Below are 15,593 nucleotides of genomic sequence, written 5' to 3'. Positions count from 1 at the left end.
GGTCTCGTGTGGGAACGTATAAAACCAGGCTGGCACGGGGCAGCCTGGCCGTCAGCTTTAAACAATGTTTGCAATGATGCGAACGCTCCGGCTACCTACCACTGGTAGCCCACGCCGATACCAACCCCTGCATCCCTCCGCGTGTTGGTCGTGGCCTGCAGTTTGGAGACCCAACGGCCATTGTCGGAGATTCTCGAAACGCCAAACGACAGCGCCGATTGCCCGCGATAGCTGGCCCCAGCGATTGATGTCATGCTGGCACCGGGCGAGTAAGGCTGGGGCAAGCTCGCCATGGCCATCGCACCGGCAATACCCGCACTCAAGATGTCGTCTTGTTTTTTCAGATCGCGCTTGAGCTCGAAGTAACGCTGGTCGGTATAAGCATTGGTGTTGTTGGTGATGTTGGACACGCTCTTGTTGAGCTGGTCTAAGTTCACCGCATCGGTCCCTTGGGTTGCAGCCGCCACGTTGGTGATCTGCCGCTCATTACCAGTAGCGCCTACTGAGACACTGTTGTCACGATCGGCCACCGAGTTGGCTCCCAGCGCAGTACTGTTTTTCCCACTGGCAGTAGCGCCGTTACCCAAGGCAACCGAGTTTTCACCGGTTGCCTTGGCATTGGTGCCCACTGCCGCGCTGTTGTTGCCGGATGCCACCGAGCCGGCACCGCCCGCTACCGCATTGACGCCGGTTGCGGACGGCTTGGCGGCAGCGGAGGTATTGTTCACTTGGAACATGCCATCGGTACCGTTCTGGACCTTGGATATATTGTCCTCTACCTGGGTGACCCTGTTGTCCACATTGGTGATGGCACTGCCGATGTTGCTGATGGAGTTGTTCACATTGCGCAGTGAGTCATCCGTGTACTGCTTGGACTGCGCCACTGCCCCATCGAGTTGCCTCACGTTGACTGCATCGGTGGGCTCCTGACCATCGGCGACGTTACTGATCGTGCGGGTTTCACCAGTGGCGGCATTGCCCACCGAAACAGTACCCACAACGTTGTTGTTGCTGGCATTAGAGTATTTACCGGTATAGGGCGCCTGTGCACCGCGTCCGTTGTCGCTGGCATTCTGGCCAAGTGCCACGCTACCATCCGCGCTGGCAATGGCGCCGCTACCCATCGCCACTGAACCTGTACCCGAAGCTACGGAAGCGTTGCCTGAGGCCACCGAAGAGGCGCCTGATGATTGGGCATTAGGCCCAATGGCTATCGAATCGGCACCGCTGGCCACCGAATCGGCCTGGGTGGAGTTGGCGTGGAAGTATTTCACGCCGCCGCCATTGGTGATGTTATTGATGTTGCCTTCAATGGTGGTGACGCGTCCGCCAAGGTTGGTGATGTTGGTGGTGTTCTGTGCCACCTGGTCACCGACTTCCGTCAATTGCGCGACGTTGACCGCATCGTTGGCGGCAGAGCCCGCTGCTACGCCGGTAACTTTGCGATTGCCGAGGGCGGTACCGACCCCCAGTTCTCCGACCGAGGTCTGTGGAGCCGTGAGGCCATAGGCGGCGTAGGCGTCCTGGGCGCCTACGGTGGTGATCGAGCTGGAACCCAGCGCAATGCTCATGGCGTGGCTGGCCATCGCCCCCGCGCCGAGGGCCAGGGACTGTTCACCCTGAGCCTGGGCTTCGGAACCAATGGCGATGCCGGAGGCCAACTGCACCTGCGTGTTTCGACCGATGGCAATGCCGCCAGGGGCGGCTTGAGCGACGGTGGCCTGGTTGCCGATACCAATGCCGTTGTCGCCATTGACCACAGTCGCCGGTCCTACGGCTATAGCTTCCTGGCCTACTGCCAGCGAATCTTGCGGATTGGCTGAGTTGGTGTGAAAGTACCGGGTACCCGTAGCACTAAGGGACCCAATAGCACCGCTCAGTTGGCGCAAGGTCACGGCATCATGAGCGTCCGTTGCGTCTGCTACGTTGGTGATTTGCCGGTATTCACCGCTTTTACCGACGGACACGGCACCCAAAAGCGTTGCGTCGGAGGTGTCATAGCGAATGATGCCGTTACCCACCGGAATCTGGCCAGTGCCAGGGGCGATGGCCCGATCCGACACCGAATCTTGGCCCAGTGCCACACCGCCCACCACTTGCACGCTGCTCCGGTTACCCAGTGCCACGCTGCCATCGGTTGTTGCTGCCGCACCAGCTCCAGCCGCCAGGGATTGGGCGCCGCCCGCTAACGATTGCGGACCTACCGCGACGCTGTCAAGGCCGCTGGCGGCGCTGTCTGCCAGGCTCGAATTGGCGTGAAAATACTTAATACCCGCGCCGTTGTTGACGATGTTGTTGAGCGTGGTGCCGACAGCCTCTACCGCGATGTTGGTGGCAAACAACTGGCTGCCATTGACCGCATCGGTGCTGGTACCTGTGACTTGGCCAGCCGCGACGTTGCTGATCTGTCGTTCGTTGCCCGAGCTGCCAACACTCAGAACGCCGCCTGCCACAGGAGCGCCGCCTGCAAAGGTGTAGGTGGTGCCGTTGATAGTCGCATCGGGCGTTGCTTTAGCAGCTGCAACGGTTGAGTTATTGCCCAACACAACAGCACCGTCCAGACCTGCCGCAACATTGATGTTGTTGCCTAGCGCAAATGCATTGTTGGCACTGATGATGTTGTTGTTACCCAGCGAGTATGAGCCTGCACCCGTGATCGTCGTCGGGTCGCCAATGGCTCCTGAGTTTGCCCCGCTGACGTTATTCCCGCTACCGATGCTGATGGCGTTGGCAGCAGAAGCCGTTGAACCATTGCCTATTGCGATGGTGCCCAGTTGGCTCGCGGACGCTCCATTGCCTATGGCTGTGCTACTGGCGCCCGACGCCGAAGTATGACTACCTATTGCGACAGCATTACTCTGTGCGGCATTAGCCAGCACACCTAACGCTGTCGCAGAAGCGGCGCCGGCGCCGCTCTGAGCGCCGATCGCTATGGCGTCGGTACCCGTTGCCTGGGCTCCCTTTATATTATTGCTGCCGATTGCAATAGAGCCTGTACCTGAAGCTGTTGTGGAGTTCGCGACAGATAGGGCTGTTGTGCCATTACCGCCTGCTCCGCCAATCGCAACAGAGTTCAGCGCTGTCGCGTTACTACCAAAGCCCAAGGCAGTAGAGCCAATACCCGTTGCAACGGTCTCAAGGCCGAAGGCGCTACCCCATTTCGCCACACTGCTATTGAAGCCAAAAGCCGAGCCGCCATCACCGCTTACCGTGGCAAATGAACCGTATGCAGAGGCGGCGCTAAGCGCATTACCGTTAGCGTTGCATCCTGCCACTGTCGAATAGGTTCCACTGCCATCGGTAGGCCCGGCCGTATTTACGCCAGTAGTAAGTCGACCCACCGTCACGGCAGGTGCTACTGCTCCGACACAGCTTCCGTTTGGAGTAATGGTGTTAGCCCAAACAGGCTGGACACTGCTCAACGCCATAGTAGTGCTCGTTGCAACCCAGAGCCCCACCTTTTTAATATTGCATGACTGTCCAGCAGAAGATGCTAATTCCGAGGCTACCATCTTCCAGCCATGACGGCTAATACACCAGACAACACGATAAAATCTATCCATTTCTCGCTTCCTTACCTAAGTCGGACACATTTCAACCGGCATAAATCCCATTACCCATCCGCTTTCAGAGATATCTAAATCCCCTTGAACCGCCCATACAGATCCGGGTGAGTCTGAACCTTCTGTTCGTACTCACGAACCACCGCAAGTTTTCCGGCCAACTGATTGCTGCTCATCCTGTCAAAGGATTCTGGATGTTGGTGACCGTCGGTGTATTTCATGCTCGGGTCGGCAGATAGTGTGCGCACATCGTAAAAAAACTGGCCTTCCTCCTTAAGACACTCAGCCAACTCCTGGACCAACGCAGGACCGATTGCCGGAAACCCCTGGGCCTGCATGCGTTGATTGACCTCCACGCTCGACATCGGCCGTATGCCACTGAGCACAGCCTGCGCATCGGGATTACCCGAGCGGCTATTAAACTGCTTCTTCACGACCAGATCGTTGGGATTGATAAGTGAATTGCTTAGCGTCGTCGCGACGGGGATACTCGGCCATGCGTCGACCAATGCCACGTTTTCACTGCTTTCGCGCGGATCGCCGAGCATCACCAGGATGTGGTCGTTCCTGTACGAAACATGGAACACTGGCGTATTGGCGCCGCGCGCGGCAAGCAGTGTATAAGCGATGTCAGCAAACTCCTGGCAGTTACCGCCTTGCAGGGTTGCTGCTGCTCTTGCGCTGTTGTAAGTCCTGTCTATCTGGGGATTTTGTTTACGAAACTCTGGCTTAAGTTCACGAGTCAGGTGCCCACGGGAATAACTTTCACCTTGAGAGCTAAGCACCGACAGCCACTGGTTGCCGGCGCCGTGGGGCAATAGGCGTTGTGTGTGTCTCTGCACCTTATCTGCCAGATGCAAGTTCTCTAAAGTTCTCGGTTTCACTACAACCACTGCATGACTGTACCGGCCCTGCATCCGCAAGCTCGTTTCGGGCATGGCGGCATGTACCGTGGAGGGCTGCGCAGGCGCCACCGGCGCTGGACTGTTGTATTGATTGTGATGAGCGTAGCCGCCGCTGTGAGACGGAATACCATTGTTGTTCATGATAATGAATACCTAGGATATTGGATGAGCAGGTTTTTACGCAGACACAGCCAGCCGCTTGTTCACGGTTTCGGTGTAGTGAGCAAAACGTTCATAAAGGCTGATCAGTTGATCGGGCGTCAATCCTTCCCACGCTACACGAGCCCACAGCACAATCTGATCACCTACGCTATTGGCAGCAATCACAACGGGTGGAGACAGCGGGTTCATGACATTGGCCTGGAGTAATTCCAGCAGTACTTTCCCCGCATCTTTTGGCGCGACTTCAAACGGCAGACTGCTGCTTAGCGTCAGCGTGCCGAGTGGGTAATTGTGCAATTCAATCGAACGCTGGGAGCGCAGCATCAGCTCAAAAGCCTCTTCATGCCCGCTCACCGAAGGCGCCATTCCCAGGTATTTGAACAGCGGCTTCAACACATCAGTAAAGGTCGGTTGCATCACTCGTTTCTCTTTGGCAAAGCGCTTGTAGCGGCTTAAAACGAGTGAGTGGCAATGGGCTTCAAGAGGTTCCATCGATTAGCTGCATAGGCGAATCAGCAGGTGCCCGCCTCCCTTTTTGCATGAGTAAACCCATATAGCATGAATATAAAACATGACTAAATGTAACAATTATTTAGTTGAGTTATGTCCTGGCGGGCCGGGGCGATTAGTTCGTTAGCCCAAGTTCGAGCACGAAAGCTGGGGCTGGAAAATAGCTATGGGACTGAACAAACAATGAGATGGCGCGATAGATGGGTATCGGCGTATGGGCGGCGCAGGCCATCCGTCCGAGCACTCGACGCAAATTCAACCTCGATAAGCCTTCGGCCTTGGCTCATCAAATGTGTCATCGATTATGGAGCCGGCGCCCCACGACCTCGCCGCTGCTGTTACAGGCAGTCCTGCGCGGCGCGTTTGAACTTCGAGGGCTCGAAGGTAGACGCCAGCAGCTGGCGCTCGTAGACGAACACTTTCCCTCCGCTCGGAGCCTTATAGGCCTCAAGCACATTGTCTGCCGCGAATTTGCTGGCGACGACGATCTTGTAGTGTCGCTGAGTCTGCGACACCATCGGGTTGAGGGCGTTTTTCTGCAACTTCGGTACAACGCATTCCTTATACTGCTCCGGTGTCTTGCTGGTCTGTAAGGTCAGGGTCGGATCGTTGGGTGCCGAGGCACACGCAGAAAGCAGCAACGAGGCCAGGGCCAGAACAGGGAGAAGTAGAAAGCGCATGGGCGGTTCCTGAAAAAAGACAGTGGGTCATTTCGATGACGGCGATTGTCCGGGTTTTCCAGGAAAACAGAATTTGCAATGTTTAATGGTCACTATCATCAGAACCGATACAAGCCCCTGTAACATCAGCGCATCGAAACCAGCAAAGAAACAGGCGGACCCGGCTTAATCGCTGGCAATGTGCCTCGCTTGTTTGCCAAAGCGCAGTCGAAAGTCTTGTCAGGGTTTCAACGAGGTACTGATCCAGTTTGCCAGGTCTGTGACTTCGGGACCGTTGATGGTATGCCCGACACCGGGATAGGAATGGAACCGTGGCTCGATGGACAGGCTCTTGAGGAACGCCTGGGCATCGCTTGCCCCTGTGTAGGGAACCTGCGGATCGGCGGTGCCATGAGCGATAAACACACTCAGGGACTGGTAGCTCGACGGTGTCTTGACCTGTGTCCTGACCACCGGTAGCAGCCGCCCGCTCAACGCCGCCATACCGCGCAGCACTTCTGGGTGTCGCAACGCGACCTCGTAGGTCATCATCGCCCCCTGACTGAAACCGACGAGGAACACCTTATCCGGCTGGGTATGGTACTTCTCGGTGACCCGCTGGATAAAATCGGTCAGCGCCTGGGCACTGAGCTTAAGGTCATCGCTGTTGCCGTCGTACTGAGCTATACCGGTACGCTTGTGAAACCACTGGTAACTGCCCGAGTCCAGCTCCAGGCGACCGCGTACCGATAGAACGGTGTAGTTGGCCGGCAGGTTGTCCTTGATGCCGAACAGGTCCCGTTCGTTGCTGCCATAGCCATGAAGGAAAATCACCAGCGGCTGGTCTTGGGTCTCGAGGCTGGTCTGCTCGAGGTAATTCAGCGGCATATCCGCGAGCAACTTGGATTGCGCCTGTGCCAGGGAGCAAGTCAGCAGCAAGGCAAGGACAAGGGGTCTGAACATCTTCGCTCCTTTTTGGAGTGGTCAGTCTGTGGGGTGACTGGAGCTTAACACCGCCCACCCCGTCGGACCTTCACAACAGGAGGCGGTCGGTGACATTGCGCCGCTCGTTGTCGTCACGCGTGTCGTAGCCTGCCGTGGTAGCGATATTGGCGTGGTGTGCCAGTTTCTGGGCAATCGACACGTCGTATTCCTCGATCACTCTGGTGATAAACGAACGCCGGAAATCATGGGGCATGATCTCGACGCCGACTTGCCGCCCACGTTGCTTGGCAATGTAGTAGATCGCGTGTTTGGTCAGACGCTCGCGAGTAATGTGGTGGCCGCGCCGAATGCGGTTGAACAGAAAGTCATCGTCGGCGACTCCTTCGGGCAATTGCTCGCGACGAAACTTCAACCAAATGTCGAGCTTGTCGAAGGCCCAGGCCGGGGCGAACTTGATCAGTTCGCGATTGCCCTTGCCCATGACCCGCAGGCTACGCTGGGCCATATCGACTTGACGCAGCTCGATGTTCACCGATTCGGACTTGCGCATGCCGCTGCCATAGAGGATCGCAATGATCGCTGCATCGCGCAGACCCTGAGGGCGTGGATCGGCGGCACACACGTCCATCAGTTCACGGATCAGCGTGCGCCGCAGGTTGCGCCCCGGGCTCAGGCGCGAACCGCCGGTTGCCTTGACCGCGCGGATCTTCATCAGTTGCTCGGGGGTGATCAGGTCCTGCTGCCAGGCCTGGTTCATCACCCCACGAATAGCGTTGACGTACAGCGAGGAGGTATTGGGAGCAAAGCCGTCTTCGCGCAAGGCCGCCACCAGCGCGGTGATATGCGCCGGTTGTAGCTGGTGCCAGGGAATCTCGTCGATTGGCGTGTCGTCCAGACCCAGGCGATCCGCCGCATCCTGCAGCACATAACGCATGGTCTGTCGGCTGGAAGGCGCCAGGCGCGCCAGGTAGAGTGTGACCGGTGGAAGGACTTCCGCCAGCGGGTTGACGGGCGCAATCAGAGATGGAGAAGACAAAACCTTCGCTCAGGCGGGACATGAATCCCGCAGTATAATCCACTGTGTGATTATACAGTACCGTTGAACTATAGGGAGACCGACGTTCCCGCGCCCGAGCGAGGGAACGATCAATGTCAGGTTTATTGAGTGCTAAGCTGCTGCACGATCTTGTCCTTCACCAGCAAGCGCTTCTCCTTGAGCCTTTTCAGTTCATCATCTGCCGCCAGGGCCGACTCGGCTGCCAACACACGTTTGTCAATATCTTCATAGTCGTTGAGCAACTGATTGAGTTTGTTGTCCTGAGCCCTACTCTCCTTGATCTGCTCCCGGGTCAAGTTCAGGTCTGCGAACAAATCGTGCTTAACCGGCATATCGTCACCTCTTGTGGCTGATGGCTGTTCAGGGCGTTGCCCTTAAGCAATAGCACGCCCTGAGCTCGATTGCTTCACCGTGTGGCTTTACGACGACGAACCCACCGCCACGCTACACCACCGAGCAATACCAGGGCGGCCACCGGGAGCAGCGCCTTGTAAGGTCGCAATGCCGAACGCACGCTATTCAATGGTTGGGTCAGGTAGCGTTTATTGGCCTCATCGAACTTTGGCTCCTGGCACTGCTGGCCGAAATTCGCCGCCCAACTGACATACGGCCCCTGCTCGACATAACGCTGGTAATAGCGGATTTCTTCGTCGCTACCCGCCACCCAGCCAGCGGCGTTGCAAAGCACCGCGGCGAAGGCCTGGCTGCTGCGAGGCAACTGATCGGCGGCGTGGTTCGCCAGGTCCGCCGCGATCCAGCGATAATGATAACGCTGGTTGGGCCTGGCTTCGCTGCCCTGTTGGCGCCGCACCTCCGCTGTTTCCAGGAATGGTCCCGGTTTCACCTCCAGTTTGCCCAGGCTATATCCGCCGCCCAGCCAGCGATAATCCGGCGACATCTCGTAACCGAGTATCTCCATCCCCGACTTGCGCGCCAGGGTCGCCGCCGCGAACAGCGACTCGGCCCGGCCAGTAGCGGTCCAGCGCGATGCGGCGTCCTGGCGGGCCTTGCCGTATGCGTGGGCAGCAGCTTGCAGTTCCGGGCTTTCGAAGTAGGCCGGTGCTTCATCGTAGCGACCTTCACGCAGCAAGCGTCGCCCCAATAGTTCGCGCAATTGCGCGGCTATCGGGCGCAGGACATAGTTGTCCCGATCTTGCGCCTTGGCCAGCGGCGGCGCAGCTACCTGGGTATCGACATAGATCTTTAGTTCATCAAGAGTCAGGACCCGCTCGGCCACAGTTGCCGCATCGGGCCAGTAGATGTCCTGGCTACGATAGAGCTGGTCGAAGGCTTGCAGGTAGTCGCCGCGATCCAGGGCCAGGATCGCGCTTTCACCCTCGACCCGGCAGCCGGGCTGGACATTTTCCCAGGCCCCGTCCGCGTTACGCCGTGGCCCCCACACCTCGTCCTTGGGAAACGCCTCGGCTGCCTTGGCATAGGCGGCAGCTGCCTGGAGCTTGTCGCCGTCGCGCAAGGCCAGCTTGGCCCTCACCCACCAGGCCAGGCCGCCGTCACCGGCGTGATCGAGATAGGCTCTGGCGGCGACGAAGTCACCCTTCTGATAACTCAGCGCCGCCAGGCGATCGGCGTTGTCGAAACTGGCGGTGACACTCGCTAGCAGCAACCGGGTCAGGCGTTGCTCCTGCGCCGGCTGCTCGTCGAAGAACCAGCCGACACGACTCAATAGGTAGGCGGTGAACAGCTTCTGCACCGTTGGGTACTTCAATTGCTCCAGCAACTGCTCGTCCGCCAGCGCCACCAGTTCTCGGGCCACCTGCTTGAGCGAGCTATAGCCTGTACCCGCGCCCAAGCGGCTCTGACTGGCGTACAATTGGACCGCGCTTTCCCAGTCGCCGTTGAGTTTGGCCAGCCGGGCTTCTTCCCCGAGGCTGGCAATTCCCAGCTCCAACGGGTCGCTGAAGTCCTCGGCACTCAGTTGCCGCGCCTGCTGGAAGGCCAATCGCGCCTGGGCCCGCAGCGCCGCCGAGGTCACTTGCGGATCGACACTGGCCTCGATGCTCAAGGCCACCAAGGCGCGTCCCAGGGAATAGGCTGCCCAGGTGCTGCGCAGTCCGCGCTGATCAGCCGGTAACGCGAGAACTTTGCGAAAATACTGCGCTGCCAGGGCTTGATTGCCAATGTCGAAGGCCACCGCCCCGGCGATATACAGGCGTAATTCGTCAGGCAGCTCCCGCCCTAGAGCCTCCACCTGTTGCGGGTCCTGCAACGCCCGCAGCTGCGCCACCTTAGCCCGTAGGTTTTCCGGCAGTTCAGTAGCCTCGACCTTGTCGCGCTGCTCACGGTAGGGCCGAGTGCTGTCGTCACTGTCCCAGGAGGGTTGCAGCGTGGCGTCGGTGGCAGTCTTGAGACCGGCCATAGCCTGGCCGAGACGGCTCACCTCAAAGGCGAAGTTGGTTTCCGGCAGCTCGGCCAGGGATTGTGCGCGATCGTCGAGCAAACGTAACGGGAAGTCCGGACCGCAGGCCAGAGCCGATCCGAGCGGCAGTCCGAGGGACAAGCACAGCAAGTGCCGGGGCCAGTTACGGGTAGACATTCCAAGCTCCTTGATCGATTCGGATACAGCGTGCCCAGCCGAGCACGCGCTGGCCCCCAGCGGCAATGCGCGCACTGGATCGGCGGGTAAAGATCAGATGTCGTGGCGTTTGCTGCAAGGTGTAGCCATTGAGTCCGTCGACGCCATCACATTGCTCAGCCGTGAGTTCAATGCGCTCGGGTAGCGCTCGATCGAGATTGCCGACGTTCTCCAGTCGTATGTCATAGAGGCCGTCCTGGGCCAACAGTTCAACCCGCCACTGACTCGCCAGGGCATCGCCGCGAGCCACCGCCTGTAAGGTGGATAGGCTCCAGGCACGACGGTCGCCGGGCAACGGCAGACGAAACCAGATCAGCCCGGCCAGGTGGGCGGGTGGTTGGGTTCGCAGCTGTTTGGCCAGGGTCACCAGTTGCTGCGGATCGGCCAACAGTTCGCGGCGCTCACCGCCACGGCTCAGCGGCGTTTCGCTTTCCACCACAGGTGCGCCTTCGGCGCCGGGCAGCAAGGCCACGCCATAAGCCGGCAGTGCCAGGTAGAAAGGTTTATCGCTGATCTGCCCCCAGCGCTCGGCCCATTCCCTGGCCAGCCCCGGATTAAACAAACCGAGCCTCGGATGACTGACCGCATGAACCTGCAACACACTGCTGTCGACCGCCTGCAACAAGGCAGGTAGTTGGGGGCTGTCGAGCCAAGCAGGCAAGGCGGTAATGCTCAGTTTCAACGAAGACGGTAAGTGCTGGCGCAATTTCCACAGAAAGTCAGTATAGCCCGATAGGCGTGCACTGGCGCTGTCATGGTCGATTTCCAGTCCTGTCGGTACCACGCCCGCCGCCCGCCAGTCCGCCAGCAGTTGTGAAATCTGCGCGCGCGCCCTGTCTGGATCGAGGGCCGGCAATTGGCCGTCAAGGCGCACCACCGCGATGACCGGACGGCCATCGGCTTTGAGCTGCGCCAGATTGACCAGTGCCCTGCTCCACCCGGCCTTGGGTTGGACCTGCAACGCCAGCACCCGCAGGGTGGAAAAGTCTGCCCGGCTCTGGGCCAGGGCCTGCTCGTGGGCTGGCCGCCACTGGCGTTGCCAGACATAAAGTTGCTGGTCGAAAGGTGTGGGCGGCTCCGGCTGACAGCCACCAAGCAGCAGGAGCAAACCCACCGGAATTAGCCCGCGAGCAAGAAAAGTGACGGACATACGAGCCTTTATCGAACGCAACGAAGCTATTTGTCGGCCGCCATAGTACCTGAAGAAACCACGCTCAGAGATGGGCCAGCGGCAGCCGCCGTGCCGCCCGTTCGAACAGCTGGCGTAACCCGGCATCATCAGCGCTCATCGACTGCAAGGTGATAAAGGTTGCCGTCGCTAATGTGCGTGACACCTTCACTTGTGATCCGGCCTGGAAATCTGGACGTCGATGCAAGTTGCGCAGCGTCAGTATCGCCAGGCCAATGGCATGCAGGCAGAAAAACCTCAGGCTGGAATGTCGTGGCGCGATCAACAACGCATAGTCCATGGCGCGACGTAGATGGGCATGGGCGAAGCCGATCAGTTCGATCATCGCCGGCCCATAACCCGGCTGCGTATTCGGGTGCAATGACAACAGGCTTACGCCGTGCCTCTCGAACAGGTCCCGTGGCAACCGGCATATTCCGACCTGACGGTCTTCCCATTGATCCTTGAGAATATTGGCCAATTGCAAGCCTTCGCCAAAAGACAACGCCAGTGACAACATCCGCTCCCGGTGAACCGCGTGTTCCTGATCGAAATCCACCAGCAGCTCGGTGAACATGACCCCGACCACGCCAGCGACGTAGTAGCAATAGCGCTCCAATTCACCCAAGGTCGCCAGCCCGACAGGACCGGTAAGCCGATAGAACTCGGCCATGCCCGAACACATGGTAGTCAGGCATCTCAAGATAGCCTCCCGTTGAACCGTGCTCAGGGTATGGAATACTTCCAAAATCAACGGAAATTGGCGTAGCAAATCTCTTTCCGCTGGCGAACTGGCCTCGGAAAGCCGTAGAGACAGCTCATCGCAGAACTGCCGGGCATCAATATCACCGGCCATCGTTTTCAGGTATTCGGCGCCATAGTGCAATTTATCGACAACAGGCAGCGCCGGTTCGTCTTCAATGGTATCGGCGATACGACAGAGCAAATAGGCGTTGGTCATGGCCTTGCGTAATGGGGGGGGCAACGCCGGAATGCTGAGGGCGAAGGATCGGGACACGCGGGGGAAAATCGCCTCTTGATAAGCAAGGGCGCTTTGCGGTGTCGATATTTCAGTAGCGCTAGTCAGCGTCATGGTCAGGCTCACGGGATAAGATTACGATAACGCGCCAGCGCCCACAGCGGAAAATATTCGCTGTAGCCGTGATAACGCAAGTACATCACCTTCTGCACTGCGGCCCCAGTAAAGCCTGACTCGGCCCAACCGCCCTGATCGCGCTGTGTCGCGATCAGGTAATCGGCCCCGCGCGACACCGCCGGGTGCCCGACGGCTCCGGCCGCCATCAGTCCGAGCATGGCCCAAGCCGTTTGTGAAGCCGTGCTCGCCGCGCGATAGTGCCCAACGTCGCTCACCTCATGGGCGCCGGCGCTCTCGCCCCAGCCTCCGTCCTGATTCTGAATCGACACTAACCACCGAGCGGCGCGTTGCATACGCGGGTCCTGATGGTCGACACCGGCGGTGTCGAGCGCACACAACGCCGACCAGGTACCGTAGATATAAGTGACGCCCCAGTGGCCCAACCAGCTACCATCGGATTCTTGCATCGCCCATAGACAATCGACTGCATCGCGCACCACCCTGGCCTCTTCCGCATCTTGCTGAAAAGGCGCCAGCAATGACAAGCAGCGACTCGTCACATCCGCTGTCGGCGCGTCGGTCATGGCGGCGTGATCGGCAAACGGCAGATCGTTCAGGTACTCGGCGGTATTGTCTCTATCGTATGCGCCCCAGCCACCATTGCGACTTTGCAAGCCGGCCACCCAGCGACAAGCCCGTCGGGTCGCTTCCAAGCCTGCCTTGTCGGCATTCAACCGGCTGGCGCGATGGAGGGCTGCCGCCACCACGGCGCTATCGTCGACGTCGGGATAACGCTCGTTACGGTACTGAAACGCCCAGCCGCCAGGAGGCAAATCAGGCGCTTGCTGCGCCCAATCGCCGTGCACTTCGAGAATCTGTAGCGTGCGCAGCCACTGCGCGCCTTGCAATGCGGCACTGCAACCACGAAGGGTCTGTGTCTCCAGCAACGCGTGTAGCGCCCACGCGGTATCCCACAAAGGCGACTCGCTGGGTTGGCAATAGGCCTGTTCCTCCTCGATCACCAGCAGCTTGTTGCTCGCCTGCCGGGCCATGACTCGCATAGGGTGTTCGAAGGGAAAACCCACCGTCTCGTACATCAGGCTCGCCAGCATCGTTGCGACATGCAGTCCGCCCAGGCCACTTTCGCCGTTCAAGCGCTCACCGACAAAGGTCAGCGCCGTATCGATGGCCCTTTGTTTCAGTCGTTTGGGCCATGCCTTATCGAACAGGCCCAGTAACCTGTCCACTGCCCACAAACAGGCAAACCGCGCCGGTTGTTGGTGGGGCGCTCGCGGCGGCAATCCCAGACGTGACGGCAAATGGATAAACAGTTCTTCCAGGCCGGTATTCTGGAGGTTTTTTGCAAGAGGGCGCTGATTGCTGATCACCAATAGCGGAACCAGAACAAGCCGTGCCCAGGAGGCCATTTTTGCTAGGTGAAACGGAAACCAGCGCGGTGCCAGCAAGAGGATGACGGGCATGGTCGGCAGTGCCCGCCAAGGCACCAGGCCAAACAGCGCGAGCATAAAGCGAGCAAAGACATTCGAGCTTTCGGCGCCGCCATGGGCGCGAATCGCCGTACAGGCCCGGCGCATATGCGGCGCGTCCGGAGCGTCTCCCAGCAGTTTCAAGGCAAAATAAGCCAGCACACTGCTACTGACATTGATCGGGCCATCGGCATCAAGCGGCCAGCCGCCCTCGGGCAGTTGGCGAGCGCGCAGATAACCGGCGATTTTTACCTCGACCTCACACTCTATGGCTTCGCCAAGGTAGCGTGCGGCCAGAAGATAGTGGGCCGTGGTTGCCACGTCGGACTCCAACGGATAATGCCAATGGCCCTCAGGGAGCTGGCGTGCCAGCAGTGCATCAGTGGCTCGATCGACAGCCTCCGTCAGGTCAGCGTTCGATGTTGCCCCGGACGATTGCCCGACAGCGATTGAAAGGTTGTCGCGAGGAAAGGGCTGGTTGTGCATTGACTGTCTACCCGCTCGCGGGACCGCGAGCCATCAAGCCGAAAAGACTCGTCCAATCTCGCGACAACCGTTTCCTTGGGAAAAGCCGGAAATACAACCAGAGGTACCGAACAAGCGCCAGGTCATGACGGGCGTAATGGCGAAAAAGAGCATCACACCCCAACGCTCGCAAGTGTTGAAGCTCAATCGGGTTTTGTCAAATGAGTGCATCGCCAGCCGGCCGACCTGCTCTTTCGATGAACGGACAAACCGAATGTCCGTCTCCCCTTGCGCTGGGACAACGCTGATCTAATGTCTATCAACACAGGTCAGGAACATCTGAGTTGCCTTCTCACCTACTCTGGTCCGCAGTTCCGTCCAGCGATACCGTTAGCCTGGAGTCTGAGTCATGGAAGAAACCCTCATCTTGGTCGATGAGGATGATTGCGAAACCGGCAGTGCGCATAAGTTGTTCATCCATCAACAAGGCCTGCGACATCGGGCTTTCTCGATCTTCATTTTCGACAAGCACGGCTGTTTGCTGCTGCAACAACGTGCCCTCGGCAAATATCATTCGCCAGGATTGTGGACCAACACCTGCTGTGGTCATCCACGCCTGGGCGAACAGACTCATGCCGCCGCGCAACGGCGACTGTTCGAAGAAATGGGGTTGGCCTGTCCACTGATGAAAGTGGCGTCCCTGCTCTATCGGGAACAGGTCTCGAACGATCTGATCGAGCATGAGTTCGATCATTTGTTCGTCGGCACCAGCGATATGCCACCCGTCGTCAATCCCGATGAAGCCCTGGCCTGGAAGTGGATGCTGCTGTCCGACATCCCAGGGTGCATCAGCGCCGAGCCGGAACGGTATACGGTCTGGTTCCGCAGAATCTTCGAGACCTACACCCTCGCGAGTTTGCGGGCCTGGCACCAACTGGCGATCGCGGCCCCTTCGACCAGCCATCTGGCGCTCTAGAGGTTCA

At 58.9% G+C, this 15,593-nt stretch carries 13 protein-coding genes and 1 pseudogene; 2 read left to right on the top strand and 12 right to left on the bottom strand.

The genetic code is table 11. From position 1 onward, the window contains the following. Positions 1-95 precede the first annotated feature (95 nt). Positions 96-2,453, bottom strand: a complete 2,358-nt coding sequence (locus AWM79_RS06265) for a YadA family autotransporter adhesin (RefSeq protein WP_017133831.1) — start codon at positions 2,451-2,453, stop codon at positions 96-98. A 28-nt stretch (positions 2,454-2,481) separates the two neighbouring features. Between AWM79_RS06265 and AWM79_RS25545 the strand changes: the two genes are divergently transcribed. Then, positions 2,482-2,835: a hypothetical protein gene (locus AWM79_RS25545; RefSeq protein ID WP_244159621.1), complete on the top strand. Its 354-nt coding sequence runs from the start codon at positions 2,482-2,484 to the stop codon at positions 2,833-2,835. Here the strand turns inward: AWM79_RS25545 and AWM79_RS26040 are convergent. The 11 genes and pseudogenes from AWM79_RS26040 to shc form a co-directional block, all read right to left on the bottom strand. Continuing rightward, positions 2,781-3,428: pseudogene (locus AWM79_RS26040) on the bottom strand (hypothetical protein); the annotation flags it as partial. The gene AWM79_RS25545 and the pseudogene AWM79_RS26040 sit on opposite strands and share 55 nt — an antisense overlap. 209 nt (positions 3,429-3,637) lie before the next feature. Further along, positions 3,638-4,609 (bottom strand): hypothetical protein, encoded by a 972-nt coding sequence (locus tag AWM79_RS06255; RefSeq protein ID WP_156430085.1) that lies wholly within the window; start codon positions 4,607-4,609, stop codon positions 3,638-3,640. A gap of 36 nt (positions 4,610-4,645) precedes the next feature. Then, a complete protein-coding gene (locus tag AWM79_RS06250) occupies positions 4,646-5,122 on the bottom strand; it encodes a type III secretion system chaperone family protein (RefSeq protein WP_143063248.1) in 477 nt (158 codons plus the stop codon). A 356-nt stretch (positions 5,123-5,478) separates the two neighbouring features. Beyond that, positions 5,479-5,820 (bottom strand): hypothetical protein, encoded by a 342-nt coding sequence (locus AWM79_RS06245; protein WP_017133835.1) that lies wholly within the window; start codon positions 5,818-5,820, stop codon positions 5,479-5,481. A gap of 219 nt (positions 5,821-6,039) precedes the next feature. Further along, on the bottom strand, positions 6,040-6,762 hold the full coding sequence (locus AWM79_RS06240) for an alpha/beta hydrolase (protein WP_017133836.1): 723 nt from the start codon (positions 6,760-6,762) through the stop codon (positions 6,040-6,042). 70 nt (positions 6,763-6,832) lie between these two features. Further along, a complete protein-coding gene (locus tag AWM79_RS06235; protein ID WP_026013390.1) occupies positions 6,833-7,744 on the bottom strand; it encodes a site-specific integrase in 912 nt (303 codons plus the stop codon). Positions 7,745-7,902: 158 nt separating this feature from the next. Continuing rightward, positions 7,903-8,133, bottom strand: a complete 231-nt coding sequence (locus AWM79_RS06230; RefSeq protein ID WP_017133838.1) for a DUF465 domain-containing protein — start codon at positions 8,131-8,133, stop codon at positions 7,903-7,905. 74 nt (positions 8,134-8,207) lie between these two features. Beyond that, a complete protein-coding gene (locus AWM79_RS06225) occupies positions 8,208-10,355 on the bottom strand; it encodes a hypothetical protein (RefSeq protein WP_060782425.1) in 2,148 nt (715 codons plus the stop codon). Next, positions 10,342-11,544: a DUF3142 domain-containing protein gene (locus AWM79_RS06220; RefSeq protein WP_060782424.1), complete on the bottom strand. Its 1,203-nt coding sequence runs from the start codon at positions 11,542-11,544 to the stop codon at positions 10,342-10,344. Before AWM79_RS06220 ends, AWM79_RS06225 begins: the two co-directional genes overlap by 14 nt. 64 nt (positions 11,545-11,608) lie before the next feature. Then, positions 11,609-12,655: a squalene/phytoene synthase family protein gene (locus tag AWM79_RS06215; protein WP_074861969.1), complete on the bottom strand. Its 1,047-nt coding sequence runs from the start codon at positions 12,653-12,655 to the stop codon at positions 11,609-11,611. An 8-nt stretch (positions 12,656-12,663) separates the two neighbouring features. Beyond that, positions 12,664-14,631 carry a squalene--hopene cyclase gene (shc, locus tag AWM79_RS06210; RefSeq protein WP_060782422.1) on the bottom strand — a complete coding sequence of 656 codons (1,968 nt, stop codon included), beginning with the start codon at positions 14,629-14,631 and terminating at the stop codon, positions 12,664-12,666. Between the two features lie 388 nt (positions 14,632-15,019). Between shc and idi the strand changes: the two genes are divergently transcribed. Continuing rightward, positions 15,020-15,586: an isopentenyl-diphosphate Delta-isomerase gene (idi, locus tag AWM79_RS06205; RefSeq protein ID WP_017133843.1), complete on the top strand. Its 567-nt coding sequence runs from the start codon at positions 15,020-15,022 to the stop codon at positions 15,584-15,586. Positions 15,587-15,593 lie beyond the last annotated feature (7 nt).

It is taken from the genome of Pseudomonas agarici (genome assembly GCF_001543125.1).
GTDB lineage: Bacteria > Pseudomonadota > Gammaproteobacteria > Pseudomonadales > Pseudomonadaceae > Aquipseudomonas > Aquipseudomonas agarici.
The sequence above is the reverse complement of the archived record's forward strand: the minus strand, read 5'-3'. Positions and strand labels throughout refer to the sequence as shown.